General features: G+C 70.0%; 13 protein-coding genes and 1 pseudogene. 4 read left to right on the forward strand and 10 right to left on the reverse strand.

Annotated features, from left to right (window positions below; translation table 11 throughout):
* Positions 1-30 precede the first annotated feature (30 nt).
* The 5 genes from ACZ4XD_RS31300 to ACZ4XD_RS31320 all read right to left on the reverse strand — a co-directional run bounded on the left by ACZ4XD_RS31300 (position 31) and on the right by ACZ4XD_RS31320 (position 5,482).
* A complete protein-coding gene (locus ACZ4XD_RS31300) occupies positions 31-1,416 on the reverse strand; it encodes a sensor histidine kinase (RefSeq protein WP_468047632.1) in 1,386 nt (461 codons plus the stop codon).
* On the reverse strand, positions 1,413-2,114 hold the full coding sequence (locus tag ACZ4XD_RS31305; protein WP_468047635.1) for a response regulator transcription factor: 702 nt from the start codon (positions 2,112-2,114) through the stop codon (positions 1,413-1,415). The genes ACZ4XD_RS31300 and ACZ4XD_RS31305 overlap by 4 nt, the downstream gene beginning before the upstream one ends.
* 138 nt (positions 2,115-2,252) lie before the next feature.
* Positions 2,253-3,608, reverse strand: coding sequence for an MFS transporter (locus ACZ4XD_RS31310; protein WP_468047684.1), 1,356 nt, complete (start codon positions 3,606-3,608; stop codon positions 2,253-2,255).
* A 293-nt stretch (positions 3,609-3,901) separates the two neighbouring features.
* Positions 3,902-4,498 carry a hypothetical protein gene (locus ACZ4XD_RS31315; protein ID WP_468047637.1) on the reverse strand — a complete coding sequence of 199 codons (597 nt, stop codon included), beginning with the start codon at positions 4,496-4,498 and terminating at the stop codon, positions 3,902-3,904.
* Positions 4,499-4,609: 111 nt separating this feature from the next.
* Positions 4,610-5,482 carry a hypothetical protein gene (locus ACZ4XD_RS31320; protein ID WP_468047639.1) on the reverse strand — a complete coding sequence of 291 codons (873 nt, stop codon included), beginning with the start codon at positions 5,480-5,482 and terminating at the stop codon, positions 4,610-4,612.
* Between the two features lie 495 nt (positions 5,483-5,977).
* On the opposite strand from ACZ4XD_RS31320, the gene ACZ4XD_RS31325 reads away from it, so the two are divergent.
* The 4 genes and pseudogenes from ACZ4XD_RS31325 to ACZ4XD_RS31340 form a co-directional block, all read left to right on the forward strand.
* Positions 5,978-8,794, forward strand: a complete 2,817-nt coding sequence (locus ACZ4XD_RS31325; RefSeq protein ID WP_468047686.1) for a helix-turn-helix transcriptional regulator — start codon at positions 5,978-5,980, stop codon at positions 8,792-8,794.
* A 78-nt stretch (positions 8,795-8,872) separates the two neighbouring features.
* The gene (locus tag ACZ4XD_RS31330) at positions 8,873-12,736 is read left to right on the forward strand and encodes a response regulator (protein WP_468047641.1); all 3,864 of its coding nucleotides are present in this window, start codon (positions 8,873-8,875) and stop codon (positions 12,734-12,736) included.
* On the forward strand, positions 12,726-13,358 hold the full coding sequence (locus ACZ4XD_RS31335; protein WP_468047644.1) for a response regulator: 633 nt from the start codon (positions 12,726-12,728) through the stop codon (positions 13,356-13,358). Before ACZ4XD_RS31330 ends, ACZ4XD_RS31335 begins: the two co-directional genes overlap by 11 nt.
* A 531-nt stretch (positions 13,359-13,889) precedes the next feature.
* Positions 13,890-14,381, forward strand: a pseudogene (locus ACZ4XD_RS31340) (ATP-binding protein); the annotation flags it as partial.
* A gap of 135 nt (positions 14,382-14,516) precedes the next feature.
* On the opposite strand, the gene ACZ4XD_RS31345 reads toward ACZ4XD_RS31340, so the two are convergent.
* From ACZ4XD_RS31345 to ACZ4XD_RS31365, 5 genes are all read right to left on the reverse strand, one after another.
* The gene (locus tag ACZ4XD_RS31345) at positions 14,517-15,449 is read right to left on the reverse strand and encodes a helix-turn-helix transcriptional regulator (protein ID WP_468047688.1); all 933 of its coding nucleotides are present in this window, start codon (positions 15,447-15,449) and stop codon (positions 14,517-14,519) included.
* 208 nt (positions 15,450-15,657) lie between these two features.
* Positions 15,658-16,455 (reverse strand): aquaporin, encoded by a 798-nt coding sequence (locus tag ACZ4XD_RS31350; protein WP_468047646.1) that lies wholly within the window; start codon positions 16,453-16,455, stop codon positions 15,658-15,660.
* Positions 16,456-16,457: 2 nt separating this feature from the next.
* Positions 16,458-17,267 carry an MBL fold metallo-hydrolase gene (locus ACZ4XD_RS31355; RefSeq protein WP_468047648.1) on the reverse strand — a complete coding sequence of 270 codons (810 nt, stop codon included), beginning with the start codon at positions 17,265-17,267 and terminating at the stop codon, positions 16,458-16,460.
* A 54-nt stretch (positions 17,268-17,321) separates the two neighbouring features.
* Entirely contained in the window at positions 17,322-17,969 is a 648-nt protein-coding gene (locus ACZ4XD_RS31360) for a DsbA family protein (protein WP_468047650.1), read from the reverse strand.
* A 497-nt stretch (positions 17,970-18,466) separates the two neighbouring features.
* The gene (locus tag ACZ4XD_RS31365) at positions 18,467-18,850 is read right to left on the reverse strand and encodes a winged helix-turn-helix transcriptional regulator (RefSeq protein WP_042159080.1); all 384 of its coding nucleotides are present in this window, start codon (positions 18,848-18,850) and stop codon (positions 18,467-18,469) included.
* Positions 18,851-18,966: the final 116 nt, after the last annotated feature.

Genomic DNA, 18,966 nt, shown 5'->3' on the forward strand with positions numbered 1-18,966 from the left:
CAGCGAGACCGGGCAGCGGGAAGATGACGGTCAGTGCCTCGCCTCGGTCTCCGGCAGCAGCAGCTCCACCGCGAGGCCCCGCGGTGTGTGGGGGCCGACGGAGAGGTGGCCGCCGCTGAGGCGGGCGATCTCGTCGGCGATGGCCAGCCCGAGCCCGCTGCCGGGCGTGTTCTGGTGCTGGGCGCCGCGGACGAAGCGCCGCAGCAGTGTGGGCAGCTGCTCCTCGGGCACTCCGGGGCCGTCGTCGGCGACCCGCACGACGACGGCGCCGTCCCGCAGCGCGGCACGCACCTCGACCCGGCCGCCGGGCGGTACGAATTTGGCGGCGTTGTCGAGCAACGCGTCCAGGATCCGGCCCACCGCGTCGGGCAGTACCCGCCCCCGCAGGCCGTCGCTGACATCGGCGGTCAGCTCGACACCGGCCTTGCGGAAGACGGACCCCCATGCCGCCACCCGCTCACGCACCGCCGCCGACAGGTCCTGGCCGGTCAGTTCGGCGGTGCCGGACTCCACCCGGGCCAGCGCGAGCAGCCCGTCGAGCAGTTCCCCCAGCCGTTCTGCCTCGTCCAGTGCGCGGGAGACCTCGGCCCGGCCGGGGCCCGGGCGGAGGTGCGGCTCGATGTTCTCCAGCTGGAGCACGAGGGTGGCCAGTGGGTTGCGCAGCTGGTGGGAGGCGTCGGCGACGAAGTCACGCTGGCGGTTGAGGGAGTCGGTCACCGCCTCCGCCATGCTGTTGAAGTGCTGCCGCAGACGGCGCAGTTCGGGTGGCCCGGTGCTGGATACGGCCCGCGCCTGGAGGCTGCCGGCGGCCAGTCCCTCGACGGCCCGGTCCAGGTCACGCACCGGGCGCAGCAGCCACCGGGTGATGCCCACCGCGACCAGGCCCGCCGTGGTGAAGGCGGCGAGGGCGCCCGCTGCGATGAGCGTCGAGCGGACGGCCGCATCCCGCCGGGCCGCGTCGGTGGGGGCGGCCAGCAGCACTGCTCCGCTCACCCGCTCGTCCTGGCCCACAGGTTCGGCCAGCACCACGGTGGCCGGGCCCCAGGGCCAGATCGTCGGCAACTGAGCCGTCGGGCGGCCGGTCAGGGCCTGGCTCCGGGCGTCCACGGCGCGGGCGGCCGCTGTCGCCCGGTCGCCCGCCCCGGCCCGCGCGACCGAATGCCCTGCCGCATCCACGACCAGCACCCCTGCCCCGTACAGCTCGGCGTACCGGCCGATCTCGGCGGCCAACTCGGCCCGGTCGGTGGGGGTGCGGATCCGGTCGGCGAGGTCGGCGAACCGCGCCGCGTCGGCCCGCCGCTGGAGCAGCAGACGCTCGGTCCGGCTCTGTGCGAGAGTGCCGGCCAAGGGCATGGAGAGCAGCAGCACCGCCGCTCCCATGAGCACAATCAGCACCGCCAGCAGCCTGCGCCTCATGAGCTGTCCTGCCGGCCTGCGGCCCCGAGCTGGTAGCCGAACCCACGGACCGTACGGATCAGGCCCGGCCGGCCCGTCTTGGAGCGGACGCCCGCCACGTGGACATCCAGAGAGCGCGATGCGGTCAGGAACACATCGCCCCAAATACGGTCCAGGATCTCCTCGCGGGAGTGCACCTCGCCCGGCCGCGCCACCAGGAACGCCAGCACGTCGTACTCCCGGCGGGTCAGTCGCACCTCCGCCCCCGCCACCGTGACGGTACGGGCCGCCAGGTCGATCTCGACGTCACCGGTGCGGACCCGCCCGCCGGTGTCCCTGCCACCTGCGTCCCGCCCGCCGGAGGGAGTGTCCATGCGGCGGCGCACGGCATCGATGCGGGCCATCAGCTCAGCGGTCCGGAACGGCTTGACCACGTAGTCGTCGGCGCCCGCACGCAAGCCCTGCACGATGTCGCGCTCCCCGCAGCGCGCGGTGACGACGATGACGGGCGCGCTGGAGACGGCCCGCAGCCGCCGCAGCAGCTCAAGCCCGTCCAGATCCGGCAAGCCGAGGTCGAGCAGTACGAACTCGGCTTCGTGCGCATGCCGCAGGGCGTCCGAGGCGCGGCCGACCCTGCGGACGGTGTGCCCGCGCCGGGCGAGGGCGGTGCCGAGGGCGTGGGCCATGCGGTCGTCGTCCTCGACCAGAAGTGCGTGCATGCGGGCTTACCCCTGTCACCTGGGACAGTGTGCCTTCTGGCATATCTCATCGGCAGCCCGCGCGGAAGAGGCCGACCTGACCGGAGGCCGTGGTGCGGCCACCACCGCACCACGGCCTCCGGCTGCGTCCCCGGCAGCTCACCCTCTGGCTTCCACGGGAGCGCCTGCCACGACGGCCGACTCGGACGCGGCCTCCGCCCGGCTGAGCGCGACATCGCGGGTGTCCGGCATCAGGACGTACGTGATCAAGGAGACCAGCGCACACCCGGACACGTACCAGAAGAACAGGGTCTCGTGGCCCGCGTCCTTGAACCACAGCGCGACATACTCCGCCGTACCGCCGAAGAGGGCGTTGGCGATCGAGTAGGGGAGTGCCACGCCCAGTGCGCGCACCCCGGTGGGGAACAGCTCCGCCTTCACGGCCGCGTTGATCGAGGTGTACCCGGTGACGATCACCAGCGCGAGCAGCGACAGTCCCAGTGCCGACCAGTACGAGGACGCGGTCCGCAGCGCGGTCATGATCGGGTAGGTGCCGACGGTACAGCCGACCGCGAAGGTGATCAGCAGCGGGCGCCGGCCGATCCGGTCCGACAGCGCTCCGGCGAAGGGCTGGAGCACGGCGAAGACCGTCAGCGAGGTGAAGCTCACCAGCGTCGCGGTGGACTTCGCCATGCCCGCGCTGCCGATCAGGTACTTGGTCAGATAGGTGGTGTACGTGTAGTAGGCCACCGTGCCGCCGAGGGTGAGCGCCATGACCAGAGCCGCCTGGCGGCGGTGCGCCCACAGCGCCTTCAGCGTGCCGCGGGTGTCGTCTCTCCGGCCGCCGTCGCCGGCCACCTCGGTGAACGCCTGGGTCTCCTCCAGACGCCGCCGGAGCCAGAAGACCACCACCGCGAAGAGCGCCCCCAGCACGAACGGGATCCGCCAGCCCCAGCTCGACAGCTCGTCCTTGCTGAGGGTGTGCTGGAGGGTGATGAGGATGCCCAGGCCGAGCAACTGGCCGCAGGTCATCGACACATACTGCATCGACGAGCCCAGCCCCCGGCGCCCGCGGGCCGACGCCTCGGTCAGATAGGTGGCGCTCGCGGCGTACTCGCCGCCGATGCTCATCCCCTGCAACAGCCGCGCCAGCAACAGCACCAGCGCCCCGAAGTGGCCCGCCTGCCCGTAGGTGGGTGCGACGGCGATGAGCAGGGCGGCCACCGACATCATGGCGACGGTGAGGGTGAGCGCGCTCTTGCGTCCGTGACGGTCCGCGGCGCGTCCCAGGATCCAGCCGCCGACCGGCCGCATCAGAAAGCCGACGGCGAAGATTCCCGCTGTATTCATCAGCTGGGCGGTCGGGCTCTCACCGGGGAAGAACGAGTCGGCGAAGTAGATCGCGAAGGTGGCGTAGACGAACCAGTCGTACCACTCGACGAGATTGCCGAGCGACCCGCCGACCAGGGCCAGACGGCGCTTCGCACGCTCGCCGCGGGGTGGTGTTTCGCGCATGCTGGCGGACGGTGACATGGCGGCTCCTGACGAGAAGACCCCTGGTGAGAGGGGTGACGTGCCCAGAGCATGCGCGCGCCGACAGACCGGAACAAGGCCGGACCGCCAGATCTAACATCCCGCTAAGAAAGGCAACGGGGCGCTCGCCGAGCCCGCCGCGGCGGCCGGTTCCACCGGCTCACCGCAGATACCCGAAACGGGCGTGGGGGAGTGCGCAGTTGCCCCGTCCCCGTTCGAAGACGGACCCCAGGGGGCCGCCGCCGGGCCGCGACGGCGGCAGCCCCCCGCAGGTTTCAGCCCTCGCGCGGGTAGAAGACGCCGGTGGCGTCGCCGTGGGCCGTGCAGTCCGTGTCGCGGTAGCGGTCGACGAAGGTGCCGGTGAGGCCGGTGAACGCCTCGTACGTCTGGTCCATGGGCAGTTCCTTACTCACCCTGAACCGCAGCTGCACGTGGACGGACTCGCGGGGCTTCAGCGTCTTCGGGCCGGGGATGGTGCCGCGGGCGTTCCCATCGGCCTGGCGCAGCGTCTTCCAGGTGCGCTGCGCGGGGTCCCAGTACTGTAAATCGCCGTACGGGCTCAGATCGCGCTCGCCCTCGTTGTAGACATAACTGCCCAGCTTGGCGCTGAGTTCGAACGACTTCAGCGTCTTCGCCGAGGCGTTGGTGAGCGTGGCGGTGTAGGTCGTCCAGTGCGTGCCGAGGGTCATCGACTTGGGTATGCCGAACGTGCGGCCCACGAAGACGTTGCCGTCGTACTGCCCGTTGCTGACGTCGTAGCACGTCGGGATGTCCGCGGCAGGGGCCGCCTGGGCGGCGGGCGCGGCGGCCACCACCACGGGGAGCAGGGCGGCCGTCGCGGCCGATACCGACAGGGTGCGGCGCAGTTTCATGAAGATCTCTTTCCTGGTTCTTCGGACCCTCGGAGCCTTTGTTTCCAGGTGTCACTGAGTTCTCAGGCCGTGGATCCGTGAGTTGTCAGATTCTTGGAGAAGCGGTGGGGCTTACGCGGTGACGTCCGTGGCGCCCGGACCGGCCACGCCCTTCCGGCGGCGTACGCCGATGACCGCACCCGCGCCGACCACCATCGCGGCTCCGGCGGCGAGAGCGATCGCCGGGAGCGCGGACGGGGAGCCGGTCGCGGCGAGCTGGGCGCCGCCCTGCGGGCTGAGGCCACCGGCGGAACCGGAACCGCTGGTACCGCCGCCGGACGCGGCGCTCTGGCCGGTCTCGGCCGTGCCACCCGGCTTGCCCGGCTCACCCGGCTTGGCGGTCGGGGGCTGCGTCGGCTTCGCGCCCGCCGGGAGGATGGTGAAGTCGGACCAGGCTTCCTTGGCCGAACCACAGGAACCGTCGCGGTTGCGGTAGTCACCGGCGGCGAGCGCGTACCCGGCGCCGGGCTTGGCGTCCTTGACCACGCGGGTGCGCAGTTGAAGCGTGACGGTGCTGCGCGGACCGACGGCGAAGAAGCCGAACAGGTCCTCGGGCTCCGCGTCATGGAAGGTCTTCCACCGCCCCGTCTTGGCGTCGCGGTACTCGGTCTCCAGCTCCCAGTACGGCCGGTCGACCTCTTCGGCGGAGGACACGCGCAGGAAGGGCAGGACCTTCTCCAGGGGCTTGCCGGTGGTGTTGGCGAGCGTCATGGAGAAGGGGGTCCAGGCGCCGCCCGCAGCCAGCCGGCGCGGCAGCCCGCGGACGGCCACCTGCAGCTGGTCGGACTCGAACGCGCAGGACTGGGAGTTGGGGGAGGCGGGCGTGCGGGGGCCGGCCTCGGACACCGGCTCCTTGGCGAACGCGGGGGCGGGCGCGGCCAATAAGGCGGCGGGCGCCAACACGGCAGCCGCTGCGGCGGCTGTCAGGGTGCGGCGAATCTTCATCCAGCAGACCTTTCGTATCCCAAGTGCCGCCTGGGCAGCACAGGTTGACGTTCGTCGTGGTCAGGTCGTGCATGACTCATGGTGTGCGTGAGTGCGCCTGCAGATATGCGTACATGCGCACAACTGCTCCCCATATAGGAGGACTCGCACTGTGAAGAGGTTCCACACGCAAGTCATGCAAGTCACGCAAGTCATGGAAGTGACGGTGAGGGAAGTGACGCATCGCGTGGCGGCGACCCGGCATCGCCACCCGATACGGGAAGACCGCCGCCTCCTGCGAAGCGGCGGTCACGCTCCGCCGCGGGGACGGTGTCTGTGGGGGCCGTGGCCGGCCCGCCGGGACGGGGCATGGCTCCATGGATGCCGGGATCCCACGGGCTCCGAGGGCGCTCCAGGATAGGCCGCCCGAGGGGGCTATCGCGCATACTGGAATGTATGCCGCACATGGGCGGGCTGTACGAACGAAGCGGCGAGCTCAAGGCCTTGCGGGCAGCTATGGATGCGACCCTTGGCGGCCATGGAGAAGCCGTGATGATCGAGGGTGCGCCCGGAATCGGAAAAACCAGTCTGCTGGCCGAGGCCAAGCGGCTCGCTGTTTCCACCGGTTTCCAGGTGGCCTCCGCGCGAGGATCGGAACTTGAGAGCGACTTCCCCTTCGGCGTCGTGCGGCAGCTTTTCGAACCGCTTCTCGCACGGATGGCAGCGGAAGAGCGGCAGCGCATTCTGTCCGGAACCGCAGGCCAGGCGGCGATCGTGCTCAAGAAAGTCGTACCCGAGCATTCCCTGGGCGGCGATTTCTCCGTCCTCCATGGGCTGTACTGGCTGACCGCAGATATCTGCGAAAAGCAGCCGCTGGCCCTTACGGTCGACGATATGCACTGGGCGGACAGCGATTCGCTGAAATTTCTCAGTTATCTCATGCCGCGGCTTGAGGACATCCCGACCTGTGTGGTGGGCACGCTGCGGCAATTTGGAGAATATGGCCAGTCGACCACTGTCGACCAGATCGTCACCGCACCGCCCTCGGTGATCGTTTATCCGTCCAAATTGAGCGCCGAGGCATCGGCCTCGCTCATCATCAGTGAATTCGCGAAATCCGGGTCACCCGAACCGGAGGACGAGGACTTCCTCGCCGCCTGCTGGTCCGCGACCGGCGGGAACCCGCTCCTGCTCAAGGAGCTCACCGAGGCACTCACCACCGAGCACGTCGAGCCCACCGCGGCGCACATCCCGCAGGTCTACGCCCTGGGCCCGCGTGCCATCGCCCGGCGAGTGGCGATGTGGATGCGGCGCCTCCCCCAGGGCTGTGCCCCACTGGCTCGGGCCCTCGCGGTGCTCGGGGACGGTGCGGACCTGAGCCATGCGGCGGAGCTGGCGGGGCTTGACCGGGACGATGCGATGCAGGCCGCGAAGAGCCTTGAGCACGCCCGGATCCTCTACACCGTCCCCTCGGACGAGATGAAGCCCCGGATGGGGTTTGTGCATCCGCTGGTGCGGGCCGCCGTGTACGAGGAGATCGCACCGGCCGACTCCCACCGCGCCCACAAGACCGCCGCGCGCCTGCTCCGGGACTCCCAGGCCGAGATCGAGAAAGTCGCCCTGCACCTGCTGCACACCCTGCCCTCCGGTGACGCCGCGACCGTGACCACGCTGTGGTCGGCGGCGCGGAGCGCCCTGGCCCGCGGCTCGCCGGAGACCGCGGCGACGTATCTGCGCCGCGCTCTGGCTGAGCCTCCGCCGCCCGGCGACCGGCTGGACCTGCTCTTCGATCTCGGCAACGCCATGCGGCGGGTGGACAGCGCGGCGGCCGTTCAGTACCTCAGCGAGGCACACGAACTGGCCGGGCCCTCACGGCGCAGCGTGGAAATCGCCCTGGCCCTCGGCGACGCGCTGCTCGCGCTCCGGCGCTCTGAAGAGGCCCTGGCGGTCTGGCAACAGGCCCTGGCCCGTACAGCGCCCGAGGACACCGAACTGCTCTACCAGCTGAACGCCTGCATCCTCTCGATTCCGCTCTACGAACCCGGCCGGCCGGATCTGCGTCAGGACATCCTCAGCCGCGTCGCGGAACTGCGCTCCCCCAAACCGAGCGAGAGCATGGGCGGCCGGTACCTGGACTGCGTCATCGCCGGCCATGACGCCGTCATCGGCGACCCGCGCGCGGTCGTACGGGCACAGCGCGCACTCCACGAGGACACACCGGCCCGGCCGTCCGACGGACAGTCCTCGCTGTCCTTCGGCTGGCTGGCCCTGATCAGCGCCGACCGCAAAGAGGTCCTGGCCAGTCTGGACGCGGCGGTCGAGCAGGCGCACCGGCAGGGCTCGGTCAACGACCTGACCGGGGCGCTGACCTATCGCGCGATGGCGTGGCTGTACCGGGGCAATCTCGAAGAGGCCGCCGCGGACGCCGCGGACGCGATGCAGGCCGTCGAAACGTCCGCGCCAGGGCTGCACCGGCTGGTCCTCGGCCCCGTCCAGGCCGAGGTGCAGATAGAGCAGGGCGCGCTGTCCCGTGCGCAGGCCACCCTGGAGTGGACCGGAGTTCCCGATCCCGCGCCGCTCACCGGCCTGATGTACTACGTGCTGTACAGCCGGTCCCATCTGCTGCGCCTCCTGGGCCGCACCACGGAGGCATTCCACGCCGCGCTCGCCGCGGGCCAGTCGTTCAGCGCGGCCGGCGGGGACAATCCCGCCCTCGTCCCCTGGCGGTCGGAAGCCGCGCTGTGTCTGCATCTGCTCGGCCGGGACGAAGAGGCCAGGGCCCTGGCCGACGCGGAACTGAAGCTGGCCCGCTACTGGAGCGCGCCCCGAGCCCTCGGCCGCGCTCTGCGCATCGCCGGCACCCTGAGCGAGGGCGACGCGGACGTCGGCCTGCTGCGCGAGGCCGTCACCCGGCTGAAGGGATCCCCGGCCCGCCTGGAATACGCCAAGGCGCTGGCGGACTACGGGGCGGCGCTGCGCCGGCACGGAGTACGCAACCAGGCGCGGACCTCGCTCAGCGACGCCCTGGACATCGCCGAGGCCCGGAGCGCGGCCCCACTCGTCCAGCAGATCCAGGACGAGTTGCATGCGGCCGGGATCCGCCCGCGGCGCCATGCGGTCACCGGTCTGGATTCGCTGACGCCGAGTGAGCACCGGGTCTACGACCTCGCCGTCGCCGGAGGCACCAACCGGGAGATCGCCCAGCAGCTGTTCGTCACGGCCAAGACCGTGGAGGCGCATCTTTCCAATGTCTACCGGAAGGTCGGCGTCACCAGCCGGCGCCAGCTCAGCGGGCTGTCCGAGCAGACCGACGTCACAGAAGAGCCGGAGTGACTCATGTCCGCCGCGCCCGATGCGAAGCCGCCCGGAGCCCCGGACGCACCGCGGAGCGGGTCGCGCAGCAGCCGCGGAATGCGCTTCGTGCCCCGGATCTGGCACAAGCTGCTGGCCATCTGCATCGCCCTCATGCTCCCGCTCGGGCTGGCCACGTTCTACCTGGTCGACCAGCAGAACAGCAAGATCGAATTTGCTCGTACCGAGCTGAGTGGCGTTCAGTACCTGCGTCCCGTGAGCGCATTGATGCAGGACCTCTCCGATCGCCGCGCGTTGCTGCACCGCCAGAGCACCGGAGAGCCCGTACCGAGGAGCCGGATCGCGGCAGCCGACCATGCCGTCAACGACGGCTTCACGGCGCTCACGAAGGTGGACCGACGGCTGCGGGAGCCGCTGCGCACGACCGTCTCCGACCTCGCCGCCAAGGGGAAGGCCCCGCTGGCGCCCGCGGCTCTGCGCCACGACTGGGCGCAGCTGTCCTCGGCTCCGTCCGGCGCCCGCGCCGACGAAGCGCGGTACAACCGGCTCATCGGGAAGCTGCTGGCGCTCGGTTCCTACGTCGGCGACACCTCGAAGCTGATTCTCGACCCCGACCTCGACACGTACTACACGATGGCCGGCCTGCTGCTCCGCGAGCCGCAGATGATGAACCAGCTCTACCAGGTGGCGGGCACGGGAGACGCGATCCTGGCGCAGGGCGGCACGTCCGACAGCGACCGGGTCCGTATCGCTTACGACAGCACGGGGCTCAACCAGAACCTCCTTCAGCTCAACAGCGATCTGAACCGGGCTTTCGAGTCCACCTCCCACACCGGACTCCGCCCCGCGATCCAGCCCCTGCTGGCCAAGGCGACCTCCTCGGTTCGCGAGGTGACCGGCACCGTGAACCGGCAGTTCACGAACGGCGACCGGAGCGATATCCCGCGGGCGGCCTGGGCGGCCCGGGCCGGCGGCGCCATCCGGGCGAACGCGAACCTGTGGAAAGCCCTGTTCGACCAGGAAGACCGGATGCTGAACGCCCGCCTGGACAACTTCCACGACCGCAACCTGCGGGTCCTGGCCGGCATTGCCGCGGTCCTCGCCGCGATCATCGTGGCGGCCGCGCTGCTCTCCCGGCGTATCACCGGCAATCTGGCGGCCGTGGTGCACGCCGCGCAGGCCCTGGCCGCGGGCGACCTCACGCGGCGCGCGACGGTACGGAGTCACGACGAGGTCGGCGCGATGGCCACCGCCTTCAACGTCATGGCCGCACGGCTCCAGGAGAGCTACTCCGCCGTTGAGGAGGAGGTCCGCCAGCGCACCTCGGAGCTGCATCAGAAGACCGAATCCCTCAGCCTGCTCCAGCATGTGGCGTCCGCCGCCAACGAGGCGGAGACCTGGGAGGACGCGATGCGGACGGTCCTGGACCTGGTGTGCCGGCACATGGGGTGGCCGGTCGGCCACGTCTACCTCGTCGAGCCCGCGTCCGGCTCCCGCACCGGCCGGCCCGCCCCGGACGCGGAGCTCACCGTGGTGCCCATCTGGCACGTCGATGAACGGAACCTGCGGGTGCCGCTGGACGACCTCGCCGCAGCAGCCGGGCTGTACGAGCCGGAGGGCCTCCCCGCCACCGTGCGCGCGACCGGCCGCCCCGCCTGGGTGCGTGACATCACCGCGGACTCCTCCGGGCCCGGCAAGCCGTCGCCCGTGGTCGCGGAGAGCGGGGTGACCGGCCGCATCGCCCTCCCGGTCATCATCGGACGGGATGTCGCGGCGGTCCTCGATTTTCTGACCCCGGAGGCCATGGAGCCGGATGACGCCTTGCTGCGGCTGATGCTCGACGTGAGCACCCAGCTCGGGCGGGTACTGGAACGGTCCCGCGCCGCCGCGGAGCTCCAGGCGTCCAAGGAGGCGGCAGAAGTCGCCACCCAGGCCAAGAGCGCGTTTCTCGCCACCATGAGCCATGAGATCCGCACGCCGATGAACGCGGTGATCGGCATGACCGAGATCCTGCTCGACACCCCGCTCAACGCCGAGCAGACCGAATTCGCGCATATCATCCAGAACAGCGGTAACAGCCTGCTCACCATCATCAACGATATCCTTGACTTCTCGAAGTTCGAGGCCGGAAAATTCGATCTCAGACTCCAGCCGCTGGAGCTTCGCCAGTGCGTGGAATCAGCCTTCGACTTCGTTTCTCCGATGGCGGCGGAGAAACAAGATCTCGATCTGGCGTACATCATTGATCCAGAAGTGCCGGAAGAAATTATCGGGGATATCGACCGGCTGCGCCAGATCGTCATCAATCTGCTCAATAACGCCGTGAAATTCACCGAAACCGGCGAGGTCGTCCTCAGGGTCGGTCTGGCCGACTCGGAACCGGATACCTCCGGGGAGCCGCCGGAAACGGTCCACGCCGGCGCGAAGGACGCGGAGGACGCCATCCGGCTCCACTTCTCCGTGAGCGACACCGGGATCGGAATGGCCGCGGACCGCCTGGACCAGCTGTTCCGGCCCTTCGAACAGCTCGACGCCTCCACCACCCGGCGTTTCGGTGGCACGGGACTCGGGCTGGCCATCAGCAAGCGGCTGGCCACGCTCATGGGCGGCACGATGTGGGTCGAGAGCGAACTGGGAGTGGGGTCGACTTTCCACTTCACCGTGGAAGCGCGAAAAGTTCCCGAAGCCATGCGTACGAGCCATGTGGTCCCCCGTGTCGACCTCCGGGGAAAACACCTGCTGGTCGTGGACGACAAAGCCACGAACCGGATGATCCTCACCCACCAGGCGAGCTCCTGGGGGATGGTGGTGCGAGCCACCGGATCCCCGCAGGAAGCCCTCGAATGGGTCCGGCAGGGCGATCCGTTCGACATCGGAATTCTGGATATGCAGATGCCGGACATGGACGGCGTCATGCTCGCGGAAGAGATCCGCCACCACCGGAGCCGGGACGAACTGCCGTTGTTCCTGCTGACCTCGGTGGGCCGCCCCCTGACGTCCCAGAGGAGCCTGGCCGAGTTCTCCGGGTACCACACCAAACCCATCCGGGCCGCCGAACTCTATGCGGACCTCTGCCGCACTCTGCTCGGCACCGCACCCCCCATAGAAACGCCCCGCGCGGCACAGCGGCCGGAGGCAGCGGAGAGCCGCCCCGCGCCCCTGCGCATCCTCCTGGCCGAGGACAACCTGGTGAACCAGCAGCTGATCGTCCGGATGCTCCGGAAGATCGGCCACACAGTGGATACGGTCGGCAACGGAGCCGAAGCGCTGGAATCGCTGCGGCGCACGCCCTACGACGTGATCCTGATGGATGTGCAGATGCCGGTGATGGACGGCCTGGACGCCTCCCGGCGGATCCACCGGTCCGTGTCCGCCGCGGAACGCCCGTACATCATCGCCCTCACCGCGAACGCGATGAGCGAGGACCGCGACGCCTGCCTCGCCGCCGGGATGGACGACTACCTGAGCAAGCCCCTGCACAGCGCCGATCTCGCCGAGGCGCTCGACCGTGTGCCACACGGTCCGCCCGAGCCGGGCCCGGAGGCCGCGCAGCCCGCACGGAGCCCGGAGGCGGCAGCGCCCGCATCCGGCCCGGAGGAGACCGCGCCGCCCGTCCTCGACACCCCCGCATTCCAACGCCTGGTCGGCTCCTTCGGCGAGGAATTCGTCGGTCAACTCGTCGATGCCTTCCTGGAGGACTCCCCCCAACTGATCGAGAGTCTTCGCCGCAGCCTCGACGAGGGGGACGGAAGCGAACTGCGCCGGGCAGCTCACACGCTCAAGTCCCATGCACACACCTTTGGATTCCCGCGGCTCGTTCAGCCGTGCCAGGACGCGGAGGACCTCGGAGCCACCGGGGACCTGAGCGAAGCGGCACCGCTGGTGTCCCGCATCGAAGCCGAATACCGCGCGGCGAGAGACGGGCTGGTCGCACAGAGAGCGGAGCTTGACCATGACGGGTAACGCTGTGGCGGATAGCAACGCCGTGACGGACGGAACCGGCAGAAAAGGGCGCGTGCTGGTCGTGGACGACGACCGCACGAACCGCATGATGCTCACCTACCGCCTGGAAATGGCCGGGCTGGAGACGGCGACATCCGAGAACGGGCTCGAAGCTCTCCAGATGCTGCGGGAGAGCGACTTCGATGTGGTGCTGCTCGACATCCTCATGCCGGGGATGGACGGCTACGCGACGCTTGAAGTGATGAAGCACGATCAGCAGCTCAGCCGGACACCCGTGATCATGATGTCGGCCGTCGGCGATCTGGACAGTGTCGTCCGCTGCCTCGAAATGGGCGCCGAGGACTATCTGCCCAAGCCCCTGGATCACCTCCTGCTGACCTCAAGGGTCGACAACATCCTGCTGAAGATCCGCCTGGAGCAGGTGGAACAGGGGCTCGGCCGCATCACTGACGCCGTGCAGGCCATGGCCGGCGGTGCGCTCCCGGCCGGGGCCCTGGACCAGCTCGCCGGGCAAACCGGCTCCGTGGGCCGTCTGGCGCGGCAGCTTCAGCAGCTCGCGGCGGTGACCTCGCACGATGAGCGCATTGACGCGGGTCAGGGGAAGAGCCACCACGCTGAGTAGCCCACGCTTGCCGCACGCAATCAGCCCTGGCAGACGGGTTTGGTACGCGGACACCGGCCCGTCCCCGGATTCCTCGCCCCGGCACCCGTAGCCTCGCCCACCGCCGCACCGTGCCCTGTTTGGGGGGCGTACTGGGGGGTTCCCCTAACGACACCCGTTCGGTGCCGGCGCAGGCTGATTTACATCAGCTCACCGTCACCACCGATGGAGCGGACAGGAGAGGTGGGGTGGACGTCATGACCCGGGATTCTGTGCGCACGCCACAGCCCTCCCGGGGACACCAGCGGAGCCCGTGTGACCTCCGGACTCGCCCGGCCGCCCGCTGCCCCACCGAGAAGCGAGGGAAGACAGATGTTCCCCGAACCAGAGCCGGTCCCGGGCACGACCCGACCGCCGGCGGCGGGCACAGGGGTGACACCGTATGCGTTCTCCGGGGCCGTGCCTCAGGAAAGGGCTCTCGTACGGCAGCCTCAGCCCCCTCGATACCAGGCTTCCGCCGCAGCGGATTCCGTTCGCCCGGACCACATCGCCATGAGCACCGTCGTTCGCGCACTCCGTGATGCCGCACGTGACGGCGTACTGCTCCCGCTGTGCCGTCTGCTGGGGCGGCTGGCGGCGGCCACCGCCGCAGGGGTCACTCGGCTGTCCGGGTACCTGCGGACGACGCGCGGCAAGGTGGTCTCCCAGCTGCTCGACCCCCATGTACGCGCCGTGCCCCAGGCCCGCCGGATCATCCGGGCCGAGCTGGCCCGATGGGGGCTGCACGAGCATGCCGACACCGCTGAACTCCTGGTGAGCGAGCTGGTGACCAACGCACTCCAGCATGCCTGGGGCCCCATCCGGCTGCGGATGTCCCACTCCGTCGATGGCCGCACACTGCGCTGCGACATCGCCGACGGCTGCCCCGCCACCCCGCCCGCAGCCCGCCCGCCCGCTCGCACCGACGAGGAACACGGCCGAGGACTGCACCTGGTCGAGCAGCTCTCGACCCGCTGGGGCATCCTGCGCACCCCCGCTGGGAAGCTCGTCTGGTTCGAACTGGGCACCCCCGGCAGGGCCCGTCCGCCGAGGCGTCTGCGGCGGAGGTTCTTACCCGCGCTCCGAGGCCGGGCCGCACCCGCCGCACCGCACGACGGCGCGCCCGGCGCCCGTTCACAGTCACACACCGTCTTCGTGGCCACCCGAGGTGGCGTGTCCGCGCACGGCGGTACGGAAGGCGATCGGGGACTGGCCGGCGCGCTGGTGAAAGTACTTGCTGAAGTTCGTGGCGCTGGAGAAGCCGAGTTGGGCGGCGATGCGTGAGGCCGACTGGTCGCCGTGTGCCAGCAGGCGCCTGGCCTCCAGGATCACGCGTCGGTCGATGAATTCCTTCGCGCCGATGCCCGCGGCGGTCAGCGTGGCCCGGGAGAGGGTGCGGGGCGAGTAGCCGAGGGCCTGGGCGTAGTCCTCCAGGCGGCGGGTGCGGGTGAAGTCGCGTTCGACCGCGTCCCGGAAGCGGAGATAGGTCTCACCGGGTTCGGGGGCCGGGCTGCCGACCGGGGCGGTGAGGTGGGCGAGGCGCAGGACGAGAACTGCCAGCAGATGGCGCAGCACCGCCACATGAGCTTCGAGAGGGAGCCGGCGCAGGGCCTGGAACTCAAGTGCCAGATGGGCGGTGGCCGTGTCCAGGGCGTGCCGGTCCTCCACGTCGGGGACCTGGAGGGCCGGGGCGTGCCGGTCGTCCACGGCCGCGGCGGTCACGGTGCCGGGGTCCAGGAAGTCGCGCTCGAAAAGGATCAGTGTGCCTTCGGCCTCTTGCAGGTCGCCCCATTGCTGCACCTGGCCAGGGCGTACCCACAGCCAGGAACCGGGCTTGAGGGCGTAGCCGGTGAAGTCGACGGTGTGCCACAGGGAGCCGCTGGTGACGGTGAGCAGATGATGAAAGGCCGGACGCTGGGGCGTCGTGAGACCGGCCTTACCCATCCGGACGGGGGCTCGCTTCCGCAGCTCCGCCAGGGACAGGACCTCGATTCCGGTGGGCGTGCCGACGGGCGCCACGAAGGCGATGTCGGCGATCTCGCGGGGGTCGCCGTGTCGTTTATTCACCATCATCAGTCGCCAATGCATCCGGCTGGACTCCTGGCCACCTCCTAGTTTGCGGCATGCCGCCGTGGTCGGGGGAGTGGCCGGCAGCGGAAAGAGGCAAGGAATCCGGAGGTGCGCGAGGACTCGCGCCCGGCTGACAGACGCCTTCGAGGCCGGGCCCGAGGATTCGGGAGCGGCCGGCGCCCGCCGTGATCAGAGCGCGCTGCCGGGCGTGTCAACGCCGCCGACGCCCAAGGGCGCGGCGGGGCACGACCAGGGCGGTGAGGGCGGCCCCGGCGAGGGGCGCCAGCAGATAGGCCCACAGGTATGCGGGCCGGCCCGCCCAGATGGCCGGGCCGAACTGGCGGGCGGGGTTGGCCGATCCACCGGTGAGGGTGCCGAGGACGACGATGACCGTGGCCACGGCGGCGGGGACGGCCAGCGGGATCCACTTCGTCAACAGAGGGCGTGACAGGAGGAAGAGGGCCACCGCGGTGATCGCGGCCGTGGCCGTGGCCTCGGCAGTGAACACCGCGGCGGCCGTCCAGCCCGGGCCGGGCCGGACGGCGGCGTACGCCAGCCGGCCGCCGACGACCGGGCCCCACACGAGCCGCGCCAGACCGGTGCCGGCCAGTGATCCGCCGAGCTGGGCCGCGGCGTACGGCAGGACATCGCGGCCCGGGAAAGCGCCCGCCAACCACAGGCCGAGGGTGACGGCCGGGTTGAGGTGCCCGCCGGAGAAACGGCCCCACCGGGAGGCGAGCGTCAGTGAGAGCACAGCTCCGACGAGCACGGCCACTACCGCGAGTTGGAGGTGCACGTGGGGCAGCGTCCGGCTGAGGGGGGAAGCCATCGTCCACCGGACGGCTGTGACCACGACGAACAGCGCCGCCCCGGTGAGGGCGAACTCCACGGCGGCCGCGGCCCATGCGATCTTCTCCCGCCGGGCCGGGTGCCTTCCGGCGGCGACGGTGCCGCCGCCGGAAGCCGTGCCGTTCTCCCGCCGGGGGAGGACACGGATGCCTGTCCGCACGGTCAGCCCCAGGCCATCTCGCCGGTGGCGACCTTGGAGCCCAGCTCCAACGCCACCAGAAGACCCAGGTCCGGATGGTGACTTCGCATCGCGGCCTGCAACGCCTCGGCATCGTCCGCGCTCTTCGCCAGCTCATCCTCGAACTCGGCCAGGTAGGCACGGGTGAAGGCGATCACGGAGGCGTCGGTGGCGGATTCCGCGGAGCGGTGGCCGGCGACGACGTAGCGCGGGTTCAGCCTCTCCATCTCGGTCAGCGCCTCGGCCCAGGCGGCGCGCTCGCGTGCCGTGCCGGTGTCCGCGGTCCACACATGCAGGCCGGAGAAGAGCAGGACACCGCCGACGACCGCCCGGTCCTCGGGCTGCCACAGGTACTCGGTGCGCCAGACCAGGTCCGGGTGTCCGCCGCGGAGTTCGAAGCGGTGTCCCTCGATGCTGACGTGGTCCTCTTCCAGCACCTCGGGGATGACTATCTCGGTCGGGAGGTTCTTGCCGAGATGCGCCCAGGTGCGCAGCTTGGACTCCCAGCTTGCCGTGATCCGCTCGACGGTGGTGGCCGTGGCGACGATTCGGGCCTGGGGGAACGCCTGGCGGATCACTTCGAGGCCGAAGTAGTAGTCCGGGTCGGAGGTGGTGACCACGACCGTGGTCAGATCCTTGCCGCTGTCGATGAGGTCCGCCAGGACCCGGTGCTGCTCCGCGCGCGTGAACTGGCCGTCCACCAGCAGGGCCTCGCGTTCACCGGTGATCAGTACGGATGACTTGTGCAGGCCGGGGCCGCCGGCGGTGTGCACGGTGTAGGTCAATGCGGACATGGAAGTCCTGCTTTCAAGAGAGGAGACTGCGAACGGGTCGAGGGGAGGAGTGGTTCAGGCGGCCGCGGCGGCGAGGCGTTGGTCCAGGGCACGCGTAAGGGCCTCGGCCGAGGCGACAGGTCCGCCCAGGCGATCGGCCCCGTGCGCGGTGTGCAGCAGCAGCGTCGGGTAACCCTCGACGCCCAGCCGGCGCACTTCGAGGAAGTCCGCCTCGGCCTGGGCGCGGGCGGCACCCGAGCCGTACGCGGCGGCCACCGCCTCGGCATCCAGCCCCAGCCCGGCAGCGATGTCCCGGTACACCCGCACGTCGGAGAGGCTGCGGCCGTCGAGGTACCAGGCGCGTTGCATGGCGGCGGCCGCGTCCAGAGCCTGCGCGCCCGGCTGGCTGCGCAGTGCGGCCAGGCCCGTGGCCGCGTCGGTCGAGTCCATGACCGCAGTGCCCTCGGCGAGCACCTGTTCGTAGCCAGGACCGAAGGTGACACCGGTCAGCTCGGTGATACGGGCGTTGGCAGCGGGAATGTGGGGGTAGGCCGCCACCGGCAGGGCGCGCGGACCGGTGAACAGCCCGCCGGACACCACACGCAGGTCCATCCGGTCGGCGTTGGCAGCGGCGAATGCATGCAGGGCCGGGCCGAAGCCGTAGCACCAGCCGCAGTAGGCATCGAAGGCATAGGTCAGTTGGGTGCGCTCCACGGAGCTCATCACACGTCCTTTCCGGATTCCGTCGCCGGCCGCGTTGTGCTCGCCGAGCGACAAGCTCAAAGCTAGGGCGAGTACTGGCGTGTGCCCGGGTCCGTCCACGACGTCTGATGGTCAAAATCCGACATCCAGCTCCCCGCGAGTGCAGTTCTACGTCCGACCTGCCCGACCTGCCCGACCTGCCCGACCTGCCCGACGGCGTGCGGCGGCACCTCGGCCGGCTGCGCAGTGCTCAGGTGAACTCGCTGTCCTGCGGAGCAAGTTCGCAGGACCGGTCAGACAACAACGACTGACAACAAGGACTGACAACAACGACTGACAACAAGGACTGACAACAAGGACTGACAACAACGACTGACAACAACGACTGACAACAAGGACTGACAACAACGACTGAGCCCCAGGTCAATGACCTGGGGCTGTCAGGTGGAGCGAGTGGGCGCAGCTCTCCCGTCGAATCTCCGTCGAATGCCCGGGACGCCCCTGCACCGGTCGTCCGGTCAGCCTTGGGCCCAGCTCTCCTCTTCCTCGCGGGCCGCGTCGTAGGCGTGCCGGGCGGCGGAGACCGCGGGGAGGTGGGCAGCGGACCAGTCGGTGATGGCGCTGAAGAGCGGTGTCAGGGTGCGGCCCAGGTCGCTGATCTCGTATTCGACCCGCGGGGGGATCTCGGCGTGGTACGTGCGGACGACCAGGCCGTCACGTTCGAGCTGGCGCAGGCGCTGGGTGAGGACTTTGGGGGTGATGGTCGGCAGGTGCCGCTGCAACTCGTTGAAGCGCAGCCGGCCGTGGTGTTCGAGGACCCACAGGATCGGTGTCGTCCAGCGGCTGAACACCAGGTCGATCACCGGGTTGATCGGGCACGCCTGCTCCACCGCATCGGTCATGACTGCTCCTCTCCCTCCTGGCTCACGATCGCGACCAGGGTACTTTCCCATGGGAAACCACTATACCGAGGAAACTAGCCTGGTGGTGTGAACAGCGGCCCCGGTTCCCCGGGGGT

It is taken from the genome of Streptomyces sp. NPDC029466, assembly GCF_055574515.1.

Bases quoted from the DNA above. Each gene is read 5' to 3' on its own strand.
- ACZ4XD_RS31330 (WP_468047641.1), top strand. From the start codon at position 8,873: ATGCGCTTCGTGCCCCGGATCTGGCACAAGCTGCTGGCCATCTGCATC.
- ACZ4XD_RS31365 (WP_042159080.1), bottom strand. From the start codon at position 18,850: ATGACCGATGCGGTGGAGCAGGCGTGCCCGATCAACCCGGTGATCGAC.
- ACZ4XD_RS31325 (WP_468047686.1), top strand. From the start codon at position 5,978: ATGGATGCGACCCTTGGCGGCCATGGAGAAGCCGTGATGATCGAGGGT.
- ACZ4XD_RS31305 (WP_468047635.1), bottom strand. From the start codon at position 2,114: ATGCACGCACTTCTGGTCGAGGACGACGACCGCATGGCCCACGCCCTC.
- ACZ4XD_RS31300 (WP_468047632.1), bottom strand. From the start codon at position 1,416: ATGAGGCGCAGGCTGCTGGCGGTGCTGATTGTGCTCATGGGAGCGGCG.
- ACZ4XD_RS31320 (WP_468047639.1), bottom strand. From the start codon at position 5,482: ATGAAGATTCGCCGCACCCTGACAGCCGCCGCAGCGGCTGCCGTGTTG.
- ACZ4XD_RS31310 (WP_468047684.1), bottom strand. From the start codon at position 3,608: ATGCGCGAAACACCACCCCGCGGCGAGCGTGCGAAGCGCCGTCTGGCC.
- ACZ4XD_RS31360 (WP_468047650.1), bottom strand. From the start codon at position 17,969: ATGAGCTCCGTGGAGCGCACCCAACTGACCTATGCCTTCGATGCCTAC.
- ACZ4XD_RS31335 (WP_468047644.1), top strand. From the start codon at position 12,726: ATGACGGGTAACGCTGTGGCGGATAGCAACGCCGTGACGGACGGAACC.
- ACZ4XD_RS31355 (WP_468047648.1), bottom strand. From the start codon at position 17,267: ATGTCCGCATTGACCTACACCGTGCACACCGCCGGCGGCCCCGGCCTG.
- ACZ4XD_RS31315 (WP_468047637.1), bottom strand. From the start codon at position 4,498: ATGAAACTGCGCCGCACCCTGTCGGTATCGGCCGCGACGGCCGCCCTG.
- ACZ4XD_RS31345 (WP_468047688.1), bottom strand. From the start codon at position 15,449: ATGATGGTGAATAAACGACACGGCGACCCCCGCGAGATCGCCGACATC.